This is a genomic window from Pseudomonas sp. HY7a-MNA-CIBAN-0227, from assembly GCF_040310325.1.
Lineage (GTDB): Bacteria > Pseudomonadota > Gammaproteobacteria > Pseudomonadales > Pseudomonadaceae > Aquipseudomonas.
Window position 1 is genome coordinate 1 of sequence record NZ_JBEOPT010000285.1, and the last position, 248, is coordinate 248.

1 protein-coding gene is annotated in these 248 nt (G+C 42.3%); it reads left to right on the forward strand.

The window, feature by feature from the left end:
• On the forward strand, positions 1–248 hold a 248-nt coding region (locus AAEZ06_RS27940), incomplete at both ends, for a ferredoxin-like domain-containing protein (RefSeq protein ID WP_502948071.1).

Below are 248 nucleotides of genomic sequence, written 5' to 3' on the forward strand. Positions count from 1 at the left end.
GTATGTACCAGCAAGATGACCGCGATATTCGTGGTGAGCGTGCTAAGCAAAAGCTTGAGCCATTACACAACGTAATGTTACGTGCGCGTATGCCTGGCGGTATTATTAAGCCTGAGCAATGGTTAGCCATTGATAAATTTGCAGAAGAAAAAACCAGTTATGGCAGTATCCGTTTAACTACGCGTCAAACGTTTCAGTTTCACGGTGTATTAAAGCCTAACATTAAAGGCATGCATCAATTACTGGAT